Here is a 15,966-nt window from a genome sequence, read left to right as displayed (position 1 = left end):
ATAGCTAGACTAACTTATAACGGGAAGCAATATAATCAAACTTTAATTAATCGTAGCTCACTAATATTCTGAATCAATGAAAAAGCCATTCAGCTATGAAATCAAACTCAGCTAGGTGATCATAGCAACCTCGTTTATTTAGCAACTGAGCCATTACGACAACCATCATGGTTAAACGCGTGTTTTCAATGCCATTGAGAGGTTTGCAAGGATTCATTAATTCTGTTTTCAAACTTGCTCAACTACCGCTGTCATGCCCACACTATCCATGCATTAGGAAGCGAACTAAAGCAATTAATGTCACGTTCAAAGCTAAAAATAAAGGAAGCGTATCGTACTTAGCCATTGATTTCATGTGACTCAAAGTCTATGGTGAAGAAAAATGAAAAGTAAAAAAGCATAGCACTGATGGAAAATAGCAAGTCTGGTGCAAGCTACATTTAGCGGTAGATATAAATACGCATGTAATCATTGTAGCTTACGGTGCAGTGCTACTTAGTTTGTTCAAACAAACCCGTCAAAAAATCAATTAAATATCAGCCGATGGTGCTTGCTACACCAGACAACATTACGAAACCGCTCGTATTCAACGGGTAATTCCACTCATCCCACCAAGAAAAGGAGCAACTTTTTAGGAACGAGGTCATCCGCATAATTTAGCGGTTAGTTACTAGAAGTTATACAGTTTCAATCAGCATTAAAAAACAAGGTATGGTTACCATAAACGTTCTCTATCAAAAATGGCAATGTTTTGAATCAAAAAACTGCTGGGAAAAACATTGAACTTAAGAGATTATAATGCTCAGATTAACTAAACTTACACCATGATAAAATCGTTACATAAGCTGGCAAAACTAGCTATGCCTAAAATGAAAGCAATTATCTAATAATTCATCATGTTAAAATTTACTCTCTGAACTAAAAGTAGGAAACAACGCCCAATAAACCTGCGTCTTTAAGTTAACCTAGCTGTTTAGAGCGTAGCTTGATAATTTAATTCCCTTGTTTAGGGAATAAAACCGAAACAAAGCCACAATAAAGTGACGTACTGATCACCTTCCCACATTCTCCAGTCTATTATGCAAACCACCAGGCAAAAAAATTGAGAAGTGAAGCTTATCCTTACTGTTACATGCTTGAACCTATTAGTATTAGACACGTATGATATTTATGTATCATTTTTTAGGCATGGATCTATTAGTTCCAAGTATAATGTATTCTGGTAGCAAACGATAACCTAAGGTCTAAAATAAAATATGCGTACATTAAGGAGAACAAAATGAGAGTTGCTGTAATTGGTGCTGCTGGCGGTATTGGTCAGGCTTTGGCCCTACTTCTGAAAAATCAACTGCCAGCGGGTTCAGATTTGGCATTATATGACATTGCCCCTGTTACACCAGGTATTGCGGTTGACCTTAGCCACATCCCTACATTCGTATCTATTAAAGGTTTTTGTGGTGATGATCCAACACCAGCATTAGAAGGTGCTGATATTGTTTTAATTTCAGCGGGTGTTGCTCGTAAACCAAGAATGGATCGTTCAGACCTATTTAACGTAAATGCAAGTATCATTCGTTCTTTGAGCAACAGAATCGCTAATGTTTGTCCAAAAGCGCTAGTTGGTATTATTACTAACCCTATTAACACCACAGTAGCGATTGCAGCCGAAGTATTGATGGCAAAAGGTGTATATGATAAGAATCGTTTATTTGGTATTACGACTCTTGATATTATTCGTTCAGAAACCTTTGTGGCTGAATTAAAAGGAAAAAATCCAAGTCAAATACACGTACCTGTTATTGGTGGTCACTCTGGCGCAACGATTCTTCCTTTGTTATCTCAAGTTGAAGGCGTAATCTTTACAGAAGATGAAGTGAAAACACTGATGATTCGTATTCAAAATGCGGGAACTGCAGTGGTTACAGCGAAAGACGGCGGTGGTTCTGCTACACTTTCTATGGGTTACGCGGCTTGTCGCTTCAGTCTAGCATTGGTTCGAGCGGCACAAGGTGAAAAAAATGTAATTGAATATGCTTATATTGAAGGTAATGGTAAATACGCACGTTTTTTTGCACAACCAATACGGCTGGGCAAAGGTGGAGTAGAAAAAATTTTAGACCATGGTCCATTGAGCATATTTGAACAAGAAGCGCTGGACAACATGTTAGATACACTGCATAAAGATATCAAAATGGGCGAAGAATTCGTAAAATAATTTCAAAATTTAGAAGAAGAGGCTATTAAAACCAATTTTTTTTTAACATCTAGGTCATGTATCCATTAGGTTGTCTTACGTATGTAACTTCTCTGTTTTATGGTGATCATTATAGTTACCATGAATGTTCAATGTCATTTTTATTAACACATGAAAATAATGTCCTTTATAATAATACTCCGCAAAAACGAATGCATTATACAACATTCAATTTAAGTTGTATATCCTAGCAAAAATGACAATAGTTCAAGTTAAAAAACTGCTGATAAGGACATTAAACCTAAGGAATCACACAACTCAGATTAACGAAATCTATGCCATAATAAAAACATTATATAAACTGGCAGACTAGATATGCCTAACATAAAAGCAATTATCTAATAGTGAATCATGTTGAGGTTTGCTATCTGAACTCGAGTTAAGAGACAAAGTCCCATTTTGTTAAAAAGTTATCAAATACTTTATGATTTTTTGAAGATTACAGGTACTTTAACGTTCAAAATGAATGAAATGTTTCACAGGCTCCAGCTGGAATTTTTACCTTTATTGAATATAATCTTAATGTAGTTCCTGCAGTTAAATAAAAAATGAACTCTATCCATTGCGTCCATTTGATGTATTTGATAGTTTAAACACTGAATGACGATCCACAACCACAGGTCATCGTTGCATTCGGATTATTAACGAAAAAACATGAACCTTGTAACCCTTCAGTGTAATCAACAATACCACCAATTAAATATTGTAAGCTCATCGGATCAACAACCAAAGTAACCCCTGATTTTTCAATGGTCATATCGCCATCATTTATACTTTCATCAAACGTAAAACCGTATTGAAAGCCGCTACAGCCACCTCCAGTAATATATACACGCAATTTCAGGTTAGGATTGTTTTCTTCCTGAAGCAGCGTCTTTACCTTATTCGCCGCCGTCTCTGAGAACTGCAACGGTAAATTCATGTTGCTCATCTCTACCTCACATTCGTTTTTATATTATTTGCATTATCTAATACCTAACTATTTCATTCAAGTATTGCGCATTTTATGCTAATAAATCTGATAATGTGTGTTTGAGGGGGGTTGTTTTCTCAATGAAGGAACTAAATTATTAATCTACACTTTAAGCAGCTAAACTGGCTTAAATATTCAGATCTATAAACAAGCTTTGCTACCAAACAACTCACTGAAAATAGTAAAGTGAAACTTTAATTAATCGTAGCCCACTAACATTCTTGATTGATGAAGAAACCATTTAGCTATGGCATAAAATTAAAGCAGGTATCATGGAAATCCTCATTTATTTAGTGACTTAGCCATTGATTATATGGAGGTTACAGCCTACGGTGACGGTCAAGCACTATTTAATTTGCTTAAACAGACCCACCGAAAAATTAATGCGATATAAAACGGTAGTGCTTATCATACCAGACAATGCTACGAAGCCGTTCGGATTAAACAAGCAGCTCCAATCACCCCACCAAGAAAAGGAACAATTTTAAAAAATGAGGTTCCGTAGAATTTAACGGTTAATCACCGTCAATATTCCCTAGTAGAGACGGTAATATTTCGAGTTAAAAAACCACTACAAGGGACACTGAGCCTCAGGGATTACAATGCTTACATTAGCTAAACCTGCGCTATGATGAAAGTGTTACATAAACTGACTGAGCTAAGTATGCCTAAAATGAAAGCGATTGTCTAATAGTGAGTCATGTTGGAATTAGCTATCTGAACTCGCATGAGCAAACAAAGTCTAATCAATGATAATTTGAAAGTATTTCAATCTGAATTTTTACGTTACTTAAGTCTATACAATGCATTAATAGGGTCCATTTAACACCCCGTAGACGCTTAAAGCGATTCCAAAAGGGCAATAGTTTGATACTCAAAAGCAACGAAAAGGCGTGACAAAGTGCTTGCTATATGCATTGAACATGAATATTACCTTTAAACCATAGTCAACTTATTAAGTACACATCGCAAACATTGTGCGTCACACAACCTTATCGATACTTATTGTAAGACACTTTATCCATAAGAGAGATGAAACTGTGGCTGTTACCAGTATTAATCTACTGGACTCAGTGGTCGATATCACTGCCCAAACAGAGTTTAATACAATTTCCGAAAACTTAATTACAATTATTTTGCAGCTCACACCATCTAATCAAGTTTTAACACTAAATTATAACCCAAATACCATTCCAACATTCATGGTTATTGCATGTTCAAATGTTTTCCTTTTTTGAAAAAAAAGAATGATATCGAGTGTGTATTAAGAACTTGTGTAGCCATTGGCGACAACGTAGTCGAGTTGAGTGGCGCGAACAAACAATCTTTACTTGCGATACCTATTCGATCCAGCGAAAAAAATGCCATTCATGGGTCAAGCATTATGGATAACCCTACTCACCATCATGGGATTTGCATTTTTGATATTGATGATTTCAAGCACATAAATGACACATTAGGGTATGTATTTAAAGACGAAGTCATTCTCTTAATCACGGTGTTAATGAAAAAACTATTCAGTGATGAAAATATTCTCTTTCGTTACGGGGGTGATGAGTTTGTCGTTATCCTGCACTCATCATTTCAAAAAAAATAAAAAAACAGTTTTTCACTCCCTTGAAAGAGTGAATGAACGTGATTACGGTCAAACTAAAGATGTTTCAGTTTCCATGGAAGCAGCCTTAATCAACGATCAAGAGCTAAATGCTATCACAGTGTTAGATTTTGCTGATCAAGCACTTTATAAATTAAAAAATAGCCGTACTCAAGTTACTGTTTATGAGAACCTTATTGCAAGTTATGAGTTGCAAAATCTGGTGCCAGAAGGTAATGTAGAGCCCTTCTAAACAAACGCCCTATAATAAGTGGAATTATTTTTTTTGATATTTTTGGGTTTTACTTCTTAATTTGAGTTCAGATAGTAACTTTCAACATGATTCACTATTAAATAATCACTTTCGTATTAAACATACTTAGTCCCATTAGTTTACTTAGTACTTTTATCATAACGTTGATTTCGCCAATCTGAATTATGTGATCCTTTAGGTTCACTGTCCCTCCGAGTAGTTTTATGACTCAAACTAGTGCTATCTCTGCTAGAAAACATTTATGATAATTGACTTTATTTTTTAAATTAGGGAGCTAAATCTTCAATTAGCACTCTAAACAACTAGATTCACTTAAATATTCAGGTTTCTGAACAATTTTCGCTACAAAGCAACTAACTGGATGCAGTACAAGCAAACTTTAATCAATAGTGACTCACTAACATTCATTGGTTGATGAAGAAGCTATTCCATTATGGAATCAAATGAAGCCGGGGCATCATGGAAAACATCATTTATTTAGCAATTTCGCCATTACAACGACAATGATAGTTAAATACGTATTTAAAATATCATTGAAAGACCTGTCAAGATTCATTCATTCTATTTTAAATTTATTTAACTACCATTGTCATACTCTCACTACTCATACATTAGCAAGTAAGCCAAGACGATGAACCTCACGCTCAAGACGAAGAATAAAGTAAACATCCGACATTTGGCCATTCATTTTAGGGGGCTAAAAGTCTACGGTGAAGGCGAATGAACAGTAAAAAAGCATGGCATCCATGGAAAATGGCAAGTCTAACTCAAATCACATTGAGCAGTAGATATAAATACACATGAAATCATTGATGCTAAATTAACAATTAAATGAAACTTATATAAAAAATTTATTATTCTTAAATTACAGTATACATTTATATTGTTTAGATGAAAGATGAGATAATTTTTTAATGATTGCTATTAAATTTTAACTATATAAAATATTTATTTATATTCGTAATTATTGGCGATGTTTGATTGTTTAGTGTTTCAAGATCATATCAGGGACGATGGAAGTATCTCTAACTGATAGTAAAAATTTAAAATCTAGCATGATAATACACATGGTGGTCAAGTGCGTAACCGTATAAAGAATAAAAGAGGTATTTCATACATCCGTAGGTTAGAAGACAACCATTATTTTTTAAACGCAACGTGTCCATGCAATAATAGTCCGACGTCACCTCAAAAATTGCGAGCAGTTTAGGGTGAAATATATGGTAGCAAAAATTAATAAGTAGCTTCATAAGCATTCGTTTAGTTATAAGATGTAAAAGAAATTCAATACAAATTAGATGCCGAAAAAAAGAAATTTTATTTATCTCTATAAATAATTCATTTTATTCATTGATACCGTTCATTCAATGCCAACATCAAAAAGGGTACATAACGTGGGAAAGAGAACTTTAAAAACAACAGGCAGCAGTTGTTATTTAATCTTATTTGTGCCCTCAATCTTCGTAATATTGTGGGCACAATGGGTCACGAGATGAAACAATCAATAATGAAAGTATTAATTATTTTTTCTGTAAACTGAACAAAAATTACCCATCAGCACCATCTTATCCTCAATGGAGCGGCATATTATCGAAGTATCCTCGTCAAAAAGGCAATATTCATTTTCAATATTGGGCTTCACTGTCTTCCTCCTTATAGCTCAAATTTCGAGTCAATAAAACGGCTATAGGAATGAATACATAACGTCCACTTTAAGAGTCAGCATTATTTTGAAGGAGCTATTGCATATTTTTGCGAGGGCTTTTTTTAAAAATTTAAGTTCTTTAATATCCCGAATACATAGCAAGTTTCAGATATTCAAACCCGTATTTTCAAGTTAATTGAATATATGCTCATTTTCATGGATGAGTTGTGTTATTCAAAGGAAGTGCACCATCTTTAACGTTTGAAGAACACACTTAAATTACCATAAACATATATTCACGTTGTAAGAGCTTGTTTGCAATACCGCTACTAACCATGGCTTAACTATTAGTTTATTACATACATCAAACACCAAATAAACGTAATGATAACAATATTTTATCCTTGGGTCACGTTCGACAGGAGAGAATTCCACATGAAAAAAACCAAGATCGTTTGTACAATTGGACCAACAACAGAATCTGTTAAAATGCTAACCAAACTTACGGATGCAGGGATGAATGTTATGCGTCTAAACTTATCACACGGTGATCTAACAGAGCACAGCACTCGCATCATGAACCTTCGTGAAGTCATGCGAAATTCAGGTAAGCAACTAGCAATTCTATTAGATACTAAAGGTCCTGAAATCCGCACTATTAAACTAGAAGGCGGTAACGACGTTTCTCTGGTTGCAGGTCAAATCTATACTTTCACTACTGATATCACAGTGATTGGTAACGTTGAGCGTGTAGCAGTTACTTACTCTGGGATAGCTCAAGATCTAAGTGCAGGTAATATTATGTTGATTGATGATGGTCTGATTGAAATGAAGGTTCTGAAAACAACGGAAACCGACGTGATCTGTAAAGTTCTGAACAACGGTAATCTAGGCGAAAATAAAGGTATAAATCTTCCAGGTGTTTCTGTAAATCTACCTGCCTTGTCCGCAAAAGATAAAAATGACTTAGTGTTTGGTTGTGAGCAAGACGTTGATTTTATTGCAGCTTCTTTTATTCGCAAAGCATCTGACGTTAAAGAGATCCGTAGAATCTTGGCTGTTAACGGAGGCGAGAGCATTCAAATTATTTCAAAGATCGAAAACCAAGAAGGTGTAGATAACTTTGATAAAATTTTAGAACTGTCTGACGGCATTATGGTTGCGCGTGGTGACCTAGGTGTTGAAATCCCGGCTGAAGAGGTAATCTTCGCGCAAAAAATGATGATTGAAAAATGCAACCGCACACGTAAAGTAGTTATCACGGCTACTCAAATGCTGGACTCTATGATCAAAAATCCACGTCCAACTCGGGCAGAGGCGGGTGACGTTGCTAACGCAATAATGGATGGCACCGATGCAGTTATGCTTTCTGGTGAAACTGCGAAAGGGAAATACCCAATTGAAGCAGTAACCATCATGGCGCAAATTGCTAACCGTACTGATGGCGCAATGCAAGCTGAAATGGGCTCACGTCTAGACAATGCACGTCTCCGTATTACTGAAGCAGTATGTAAAGGCGCAGTAAACACCGCCGAAAAACTGGGAGCCCCACTGATTGTTGTTGCGACTGAAGCTGGTAAATCTGCCCGTTCTGTTCGTAAGTACTTCCCAACCGCAAATATCATTGCAGTAACGACTAACAAGAAGACTGCTGCGCAACTTTGTTTAAGCAAAGGCATTATACCCGTCATAGTTGACCAGTACGAGAACACTGACGAGTTCTACCGGCAAGGTAAAAAAATTGCCCTAGAATCTGGTCTTGGCACAAAAGGTGATATCGTTGTTATGGTGTCTGGTGCACTTGTGACTTCAGGTACCACTAATACATCTTCTGTACACGTTCTGTAATATACCCATAATTATTGAACATACTCGACTGCTTAATGCTTCAAAATTATACGCTAGACTGGCTTTGTTTCCTACACCAAGGAATTAAGTGAGCCTAGCTGGTTAGAGTGTTGATTGATAATTTAGTTTCTTGATATAGAAAATAAAGCCGGTTACCACAAGTAGTTCCCTAGCAGGGGCATAAACAATTTAAGTTAAAAAACTACTTGGAGAGACATTGAGCCTGAGGAATCACACGGCTCAAATTAGTTAAACCTACGCATGATAAAAGCGTTAAATAAGCTGGCAGAATGAATCCTATAATGCTGCATTTTAGCTATTTATTAGAAAACGTTCACAGTACGTAACATGCTCATTAATTATTGAACGACCAAGTACCTCTAATGATTACTAAAGATATAAATACATCATGAAGCAATTCTAACTGAAAACAAATTAAACTTAAAGTTAGTACTATAATAATCTATTATACGATTACTAATATCATAGATCAAGTTTCACTTCAAGCTTAGCGCTTAAAATAACACTGATTCCCGCCTCAAATCAAAAGGGGCATCACTGTGATGCTTTTTGTAATGTTAAATATGCTAACATCACTTAATTTTTCCAATTCAAGCGCTGCGGCAACAATGATGCCGACAATACACATAACACCCCACCTAGATTAGCGTGACGAATTGCTACTTGCGCTTCTTGCTGCACTTTCGGCTTCGCGTGATATGCAATGCCTAAACCCGCAGTCGCCATCATTTTTAAGTCATTAGCACCATCGCCTACAGCGATAGTACTAGCAAGCATGAGGTCATAGCTTGCAGCAAGATCTCGCAAAATATCTGCTTTACGCAGCGCATTAATAACTTGCCCTTCAACTTCACCAGTCAACTTACCGTTTTCAATTACCAAATGGTTAGATTCCGCATGCAAAAGTGATAATTGATCACGCAGGACGTCAGAGAACCAAGTGAAGCCTCCCGACACAATGGCAACAATCCAACTTCTAGCCTGCAAATATGCCGCAAGCTGGCGCATACCAGGCATTAGAGGTAACGAATTCCTAACGTGTTCAAGCACGGAGACGTCAGTTCCTTTAAGTTGCGCAACACGCTCACGTAAACTTTGCTCAAAATCAAGTTCACCTTGCATAGATTGCTCTGTCACAGCAGCAACTTGCTCCTCAACACCTGCCAATTTAGCAATTTCATCAATACATTCAATTTGGATGGCTGTTGAGTCCATATCGAATACTGCCAATCCAGGTTCAAATAAGTTCGGGATGTTATCCAAAGGTCCGCAATCCAGTGCGAGCACATTACACAGTGCATAAATTTCAGATGTTAACTCACCTCGCATTAATAAAACTTCATATGGCCCAACAGTCCAGCCCGCTAGCGGCTGCTCACGACCCTTCATAAGGAGCGAAAAATTTTCCAGACATGATGGACTAATATGTAAACCAAATAATATCCACCCAGCGTGTCGACAGTCTAATGGACGAAAATCACGGATGGAAGGAAAGCGTGTGAAAAGTTTAGCCTGTTTCTGAATTAAAAAAACTGAAGTTGAATTCATTGCGAAGAATCCTTATCGAACACTCATTCTACCGTATCAAACAGTAGAATTAATCACATTAAGGGGCTTTATTCCTAAATCAAACAACAAAATTTTCAATCTACGCTCTAAACAGCTAGGCTCACTTAAATATTCAGATCTATGAACAAGCTTCATTGCAAAACAACTAACTGGAAGCAGTAGAATTAAGCTTTAATCAATTGTGACTCACTAACATTATGGATTAATGAAAAAAGCCATACAGCTATAGAATCAAACTAAACATGATAACCATGGGAGACCCCATTTATTTTACAACTTAGCCTTTACGATAGCTTTCATGGTTCAACGCGTATTTTCAATGCCATTGCGAAGTCTGTAAGCATGCATCAGTTCTATTTTAAACTTAATCAATTACCGTTATCATGCTCTCATTGTTCATGCATTTGCAAGCAAACCAAAACGATTAACGTTGCGTTCAAGATAAAGATTACAAAACCCATCCAACACTTAATCCTTGATTTTGCAGGGCTCAAAATTTATGGTGATGGCGAATGGAAAGTCAAAAAAAGCATGGCACTTATGGAAACCGGAGAGTTTCGTGCAAGTTACCTTGAGTGGCATATATAAATACGCATGCAATCATCCTGCTGAGTGAAGCACATCAAATACAACTGACTTTAACGTGCTACCTCATTTACTCAAACCAGACCCATCGCAGAATCAATAAAACATCAGGCAATGGTGCTTACGACACCAGACCATGTTAAAAAAGCCATTGTCTGATAGTGAATCATGTAAGGCTTTGCTATCTGCACTCAAATTAGAGAACAAAGCCTTCCTAGGCTACAAAAAAATTTTAATACTATGTATACATGGAGATGTATAGTGAAAATGTTATCCGGAGCTGATATGATCGTTCATTCGATGATCGACCAAGACGTAAAACATATTTTTGGTTATCCAGGTAGTGCAATACTAGATATCTATGATGCTCTACATAAAAAAAATGTTATAGAACATATCCTTGTAAGACATGAGCAAGCAGCGGTTCACATGGCTGATGGCTATTCTCGCGCAACTGGTAAAGTGGGCGTAGTATTAGTTACTTCTGGTCCAGGCGCAATGAATACGATCACAGGGATCGCGACAGCCTACATGGACTCAGTACCAATAATTGTGCTATCTGGTCAGGTAATGAGTCACTTAATCGGTCACAATGCCTTCCAAGAGTGTGACATGATAAGTATATCTCGCCCTGTCGTCAAACACAGCTTTTTGGTAAAAAATACTGAAGACATCCCTCACATCATCAAAAAGGCATTCTATCTCGCTTCAACAGGTCGTCCTGGTCCTGTCGTTATAGATTTACCAAAAGATATGCTAAACTCAGCCAATAAATATCCATATAAATGTCCAGAAACCATCGCGAAGCATTCGTACAATCTAACAACCAACAGATGCAAAGGCCAGCTCAAGCATGGGATTAGAGCCTTACTGGAAGCGAAAAAGCCTGTGTTATATATTGGTGGTGGCGCAATTATTTCTGAGTGCAGTGAGCAAATTAAAACGTTGGTTGACACCATGAATATTCCAGTTGTCAGCACCTTGATGGGCTTAGGTGCGTACCCATGCACTAGTGATAAATTTCTCGGTATGCTTGGTATGCATGGCACCTATGAAGCTAACATGGCAATGCACCACACCGATCTAATTTTTGGTATTGGTGTGCGCTTTGATGATCGCACGACCAATAACCTTGAAAAATATTGTCCACACGCAAAAGTTGTGCATATCGATATTGATCCATCAAGCATCTCAAATACTGTCTCGGCGGATATTTCAATAGTAGGTTCAGCAGATGCCATTCTTGACATTCTGCTTCGTATGTTAACGGAGCAAAACAGTACCAATGATGAAAATGCACTTAAAATTTGGTGGAATCAAATAAATGTATGGCGTAAGAGGGAATGCCTAAAATACAAAAAAAGCAATGAACGTATCAAGCCGCAACAAGTGATTGAAATACTTTATAAACTCACTAACGGTGATGCTTATGTGACATCAGATGTAGGCCAGCACCAGATGTTTGTGGCGCTTTACTACCCATTTGATAAACCTCGTCGTTGGATTAATTCAGGCGGCCTTGGCACCATGGGCTTTGGTTTGCCAGCAGCTATGGGTGTAAAGTTCGCGTTGCCAGATGCTGAAGTTGTCTGTGTAACAAGTGATGGCAGTATCCAAATGAATATTCAGGAACTGTCTACAGCGCTACAATATGATATCCCCATTAAAATTATCAACCTCAACAATCGCATTCTTGGTATGGTCAAGCAATGGGAGGATATGATTTATCAAGGTCGTCATTCTCACTCATACATGGATTCAGTACCTAATTTTACCGCGATGGCAGAAGCTTATGGGCATATAGGTATCGGCATCAGCGACCCTCTTCAGCTAGAAAAAGAGATGGCGCGCGGCCTAGCCATGAAAGATAAGCTTGTTTTCATCGACATCTTAGTTGATGAAACGGAGCATGTTTACCCAATGCAAGTACATGGAGGTGCAATGAATGAAATGTGGTTGAGTAAAACTAAGAGAACATAATGCGCAGCATTGTATTAATTTTGATGAAAAATGAAACGGGTACATTATCGCGCATTATTAATTTGTTCTCTCAGCGTGGTTATAATATTAAATTATGAACGATATCCTCTGCAAACGATGTATTTTTGTTCCAATCTTATATTACTACGAACGTGGTAATATACTTAAAATGAGAGTAAGTTGAGAAGTCTCTTCACATGAGCTAATTAATATTCTGCAGGTTAGGGTAATATGGCAAAACATGCATATATCGAACATAAGCTAGCAATGCTGAAACTGAAATCGATTGGTTCTGAACAGGCTGAAGTCAAACGCATAGCGGCTTTTTAGGTATACCTAATTCTGCCGACTTCTTTAACGCTTTTATCGTGCCGTAGTTTTCGCTAATCTGAGCATTGTGATTCCTTAGACTCAATGTCCCTACGAGGGGTTTTTGACTCAAAACATTGTCGTTTCTCTTTGAGCTAGTTAGGTAGCACTTCACCATCAGTCTCATTTGACACACTTAACTCCGCAGAAAGAATTTTATGCGCATTTATATCTACCACTCAAGATAATTTGCGCCATACTCAACATTAACGATAAGCATCATGCTTTTTTACTTGCCATTCTCCTTCACCATAGATTTATCACCCCGTAAAATAAAGGGGAGTAAGTGCTGGATGGCTCCTTTAGTCTTCGTCTTAAAGGTAACGTTGCTAATGCATGAATATGGAAAACATAACAATAGTTGAGCCAATTTGAAGATAGAATCACTGTAATAATGGCTTAGTCACTAAATAAACGAGGTCTCCCATTATTACCCAGTTAGTTTTATATTGTCGTTGAATAGCTACTTCCTCAATCCAAAATATTAGTGAGCCATTATTGGTTAAAGCTTGACTATACTGCTTCGAATTAGTTGTTTTTGTAGCTAAGCTTCTTCATAGACTTGAATATTGCAGTGAGCCTAACTGTTTAGCGTATTGCTTAAAAATTTAGTTCCATGATTTAGAAAACAACGCCAAAATAATATTGCACACCCTTAATTATTCCTATTGGCGAAAGCCAATATCAATAATCCACCAGTTATAATAGCGATCAACATCATCGATCGCACCAAGTTAATATTTTGCTCTAACCTATTTGATGTGGCTTTGATGATCTTTGCGTGCTCAAGGGTAATGCGAACAAATCCAGCCATATGGCCATCACGAAAAATGGGCTCTACTAATTGATGGCGACCAATACTTGCGACAGAAAGTGGGATGCTGATACCTGCTAGCTGCTCCAGAGGCATGGCACCAATAGAGCTTACCAACCGGTTACCTCGTTGATCATAAATAGTAGCATCAAAGATCAGTTTATCTGCTTGTAAACGTGCCACTAAGCTGTCTAATACTTCAATTTCATCATTTACTACCGCAGAATAAGCGGTATTAGCAGCTTGCCGTAGGATGACCCGGGAAAGTAGTTCGGTCTGTTCATAGAGCATGTGATGATTATGATTGTTGAGTTGAGTACTATACATAAAAAGTAGTATGATAGTTGTAAAGCAAGTAAACACCACAAAACATTGCCGAAGTAAACGTAGACGTTGCTTATTTATTTGTAACATAAACGGTCCAAATCCAAGTGAAGGCACCAGGCTCCGCAGACAATCAGCATAATATTAGTATGCTGTCCACGCGAAGAAAATGCAAGCAACTCTTTAGATTAACATTATGCAACCTCCCATGACTTTGTTTCCTAAATTATAGAACTAAACTATCAACCTATGCTCTAAACAGCTAGGTTTACTTAATATTCAAGTTTATGAATCAGCTTAGCTACAAAACGACTAACTAGATACAGTATAATCAAACTTGAATCAATGATGGTTCACTAACATTCTAAATTGATGAAGAAGCTATTCAGCTATGGAATCAAACTAAACCGGATAATTATGGAAGGCCTCGTTGATTTAGCAATTTCATCATTACGGCGGCTCTCATGAACCTTGTTTTTTAATTTAAGCTCAAATAATAAGTTTCAACATGGTTAACTATTAGACAATCGCTTTCATGCTAGGCATACTTAGTTCTATCAGCTTATTTAAAGCTTTTATCATGCCATCGGTTTCACTAATCTGAGTTATATGACTCCTTAGGCTCAATGTTCCTCCTAGTAATTTTTTGACTCGAACCATTACTGTCTTTGCTAGGGAAAGTTTCTGGTAACGACTTTATTTTTTTAAATCAAGGAACTAAGTTTTCAATCAACACTTTAAACAGTTAGGCTCACTTAAATATTCAAGTCTATGAACAATCTTCGCTATAAAACAACTAACTGAAAGCAGTGTCATCAAGCTTTAATCAATCGTAGTTCACTAATATTTTAGTTTAATGAAGAAGCTATTCAGCTAATGGAATCAAACGATGCAAAGTAATCATAGGAGACTCCGTTTATTTAGCGATTTAGCCGTTAAGATGATTTCATGGTTAAATGCGTATTTCCAATGCCATTGTGAGGTCTGCAAAAATTCATAAATTATGTTTCCAAACTTCTTCAACTGTCGTTGTCATGCTCTCACTATTCATGCATTAGCAAACGAGCCAAAGCGGTGAACATTACGTTCAAGATGAAGAATAAAGGAACCATCCAGTACTTAGTTATCGCTTCTACGAACTCAACGCCTACGGTGCAGAAAAATAGAAAGCAAAAAAGCATGGCACTGATGGAAAACGGGGAGTCTGACGCAAGTTACATGTAGCGATAGATATAAACATGCATGAAATCATTACTGCTAAATTAAATGCATCAAATGTGACTGACAGTAACATGCTGCCTGATTTATTCGAATAGACCCGCTGAAAAATCAATAAAATATCCGTCGATGGTGCTTGCGACACCAGATAATATTACGCAACCGTTCGAATTAAATGAGCAGTTCCACTCATACCGCCAAAAAAAGAGCAACTTTTGGGGAGCGAAACCACTCGCATAATTTATCGGTCAGTTATGAGAGGTTATGCGGTTCAAATCAGCATTGGGAAATGAGGTATAGTTGCCATAAACGTTCCCTGTCAGAAACAACAATGTTTCGAGTCAAAAAACTACTAGGAGGGACATTGAGATTAAAAGATCATAATCCTCAGATTAGCGAAACTTACGCCATGATAAAAACGTTAAATAAGCTGACCGGGCTAAGTATGCCTCAAATAAAAGCAATTGTTTAATCGTTAATCATGCTGGGATTTCTTCT

Annotated in this window: 12 protein-coding genes and 5 pseudogenes; 11 read left to right on the top strand and 6 right to left on the bottom strand. The window is 37.0% G+C overall.

The features are described from left to right. Positions 1-887 (top strand): annotated as a pseudogene (locus tag BTN50_RS05170) (IS5 family transposase). Positions 888-1,279: 392 nt separating this feature from the next. Continuing rightward, positions 1,280-2,215 carry a malate dehydrogenase gene (gene mdh, locus BTN50_RS05165; protein ID WP_096619272.1) on the top strand — a complete coding sequence of 312 codons (936 nt, stop codon included), beginning with the start codon at positions 1,280-1,282 and terminating at the stop codon, positions 2,213-2,215. A gap of 628 nt (positions 2,216-2,843) precedes the next feature. On the opposite strand, the gene erpA is transcribed toward mdh, so the two are convergent. Next, a complete protein-coding gene (gene erpA / locus BTN50_RS05160) occupies positions 2,844-3,185 on the bottom strand; it encodes an iron-sulfur cluster insertion protein ErpA (RefSeq protein WP_096619271.1) in 342 nt (113 codons plus the stop codon). A 1,255-nt stretch (positions 3,186-4,440) separates the two neighbouring features. Between erpA and BTN50_RS11180 the strand changes: the two genes are divergently transcribed. The 4 genes from BTN50_RS11180 (at position 4,441) to pykF (ending at position 8,588) form a co-directional block, all read left to right on the top strand. Beyond that, on the top strand, positions 4,441-4,824 hold the full coding sequence (locus tag BTN50_RS11180) for a diguanylate cyclase (RefSeq protein ID WP_235610964.1): 384 nt from the start codon (positions 4,441-4,443) through the stop codon (positions 4,822-4,824). Positions 4,825-4,852: 28 nt separating this feature from the next. Then, positions 4,853-5,074 (top strand): GGDEF domain-containing protein, encoded by a 222-nt coding sequence (locus tag BTN50_RS11175; protein WP_223823210.1) that lies wholly within the window; start codon positions 4,853-4,855, stop codon positions 5,072-5,074. 464 nt (positions 5,075-5,538) lie between these two features. Then, positions 5,539-5,730 (top strand): transposase, encoded by a 192-nt coding sequence (locus tag BTN50_RS12295; protein ID WP_096619270.1) that lies wholly within the window; start codon positions 5,539-5,541, stop codon positions 5,728-5,730. 1,445 nt (positions 5,731-7,175) lie between these two features. Further along, a complete protein-coding gene (gene pykF / locus BTN50_RS05145) occupies positions 7,176-8,588 on the top strand; it encodes a pyruvate kinase PykF (protein ID WP_096619269.1) in 1,413 nt (470 codons plus the stop codon). Positions 8,589-9,185: 597 nt separating this feature from the next. On the opposite strand, the gene serB is transcribed toward pykF, so the two are convergent. Further along, positions 9,186-10,157 carry a phosphoserine phosphatase gene (serB, locus tag BTN50_RS05140; RefSeq protein ID WP_096619268.1) on the bottom strand — a complete coding sequence of 324 codons (972 nt, stop codon included), beginning with the start codon at positions 10,155-10,157 and terminating at the stop codon, positions 9,186-9,188. Between the two features lie 195 nt (positions 10,158-10,352). Here serB and BTN50_RS11170 point away from each other — a divergent pair. The 3 genes and pseudogenes from BTN50_RS11170 to BTN50_RS12290 form a co-directional block, all read left to right on the top strand. Next, positions 10,353-10,903: pseudogene (locus BTN50_RS11170) on the top strand (transposase); the annotation flags it as partial. Between the two features lie 118 nt (positions 10,904-11,021). Beyond that, positions 11,022-12,743 carry an acetolactate synthase 3 large subunit gene (locus BTN50_RS05130; RefSeq protein WP_235610994.1) on the top strand — a complete coding sequence of 574 codons (1,722 nt, stop codon included), beginning with the start codon at positions 11,022-11,024 and terminating at the stop codon, positions 12,741-12,743. Next, a complete protein-coding gene (locus BTN50_RS12290) occupies positions 12,743-12,841 on the top strand; it encodes a hypothetical protein (RefSeq protein WP_394336746.1) in 99 nt (32 codons plus the stop codon). The genes BTN50_RS05130 and BTN50_RS12290 overlap by 1 nt, the downstream gene beginning before the upstream one ends. Positions 12,842-13,050: 209 nt before the next feature. On the opposite strand, the gene BTN50_RS12285 is transcribed toward BTN50_RS12290, so the two are convergent. The 3 genes and pseudogenes from BTN50_RS12285 to BTN50_RS05120 all read right to left on the bottom strand — a co-directional run bounded on the left by BTN50_RS12285 (position 13,051) and on the right by BTN50_RS05120 (position 14,340). Further along, complete coding sequence (locus tag BTN50_RS12285) at positions 13,051-13,227, bottom strand: hypothetical protein (protein WP_394336745.1); 177 nt, start codon at positions 13,225-13,227, stop codon at positions 13,051-13,053. After that, positions 13,211-13,651: pseudogene (locus BTN50_RS09450) on the bottom strand (IS5/IS1182 family transposase); the annotation flags it as partial. The pseudogene BTN50_RS09450 and the gene BTN50_RS12285, both read right to left, overlap by 17 nt. Before the next feature lie 116 nt (positions 13,652-13,767). After that, on the bottom strand, positions 13,768-14,340 hold the full coding sequence (locus BTN50_RS05120) for a YtjB family periplasmic protein (RefSeq protein ID WP_096619265.1): 573 nt from the start codon (positions 14,338-14,340) through the stop codon (positions 13,768-13,770). A gap of 251 nt (positions 14,341-14,591) precedes the next feature. Between BTN50_RS05120 and BTN50_RS11165 the strand changes: the two are divergent. Next, positions 14,592-14,681 (top strand): annotated as a pseudogene (locus tag BTN50_RS11165) (IS5/IS1182 family transposase); the annotation flags it as partial. An 88-nt stretch (positions 14,682-14,769) separates the two neighbouring features. Here the strand turns inward: BTN50_RS11165 and BTN50_RS10115 are convergent. Beyond that, entirely contained in the window at positions 14,770-14,910 is a 141-nt protein-coding gene (locus BTN50_RS10115; RefSeq protein ID WP_161492957.1) for a hypothetical protein, read from the bottom strand. 165 nt (positions 14,911-15,075) lie between these two features. Here BTN50_RS10115 and BTN50_RS05115 point away from each other — a divergent pair. Further along, positions 15,076-15,940 (top strand): annotated as a pseudogene (locus tag BTN50_RS05115) (IS5 family transposase). Positions 15,941-15,966 lie beyond the last annotated feature (26 nt).

Source organism: Candidatus Enterovibrio altilux (genome assembly GCF_002381345.1).
In the GTDB taxonomy this organism is placed as follows: domain Bacteria; phylum Pseudomonadota; class Gammaproteobacteria; order Enterobacterales; family Vibrionaceae; genus Enterovibrio; species Enterovibrio altilux.
Note: the sequence above shows the minus strand (reverse complement) of the source record. Positions and strands in the feature narration are given on the sequence as shown.

Coding starts and splice junctions, on each gene's coding strand:
- mdh (WP_096619272.1), top strand. CDS start 1,280: ATGAGAGTTGCTGTAATTGGTGCTGCTGGCGGTATTGGTCAGGCTTTG.
- erpA (WP_096619271.1), bottom strand. CDS start 3,185: ATGAGCAACATGAATTTACCGTTGCAGTTCTCAGAGACGGCGGCGAAT.
- BTN50_RS11180 (WP_235610964.1), top strand. CDS start 4,441: ATGTTCAAATGTTTTCCTTTTTTGAAAAAAAAGAATGATATCGAGTGT.
- BTN50_RS12295 (WP_096619270.1), top strand. CDS start 5,539: ATGAAGCCGGGGCATCATGGAAAACATCATTTATTTAGCAATTTCGCC.
- pykF (WP_096619269.1), top strand. CDS start 7,176: ATGAAAAAAACCAAGATCGTTTGTACAATTGGACCAACAACAGAATCT.
- serB (WP_096619268.1), bottom strand. CDS start 10,157: ATGAATTCAACTTCAGTTTTTTTAATTCAGAAACAGGCTAAACTTTTC.
- BTN50_RS12290 (WP_394336746.1), top strand. CDS start 12,743: ATGCGCAGCATTGTATTAATTTTGATGAAAAATGAAACGGGTACATTA.
- BTN50_RS05120 (WP_096619265.1), bottom strand. CDS start 14,340: ATGTTACAAATAAATAAGCAACGTCTACGTTTACTTCGGCAATGTTTT.
- BTN50_RS10115 (WP_161492957.1), bottom strand. CDS start 14,910: ATGGTTCGAGTCAAAAAATTACTAGGAGGAACATTGAGCCTAAGGAGT.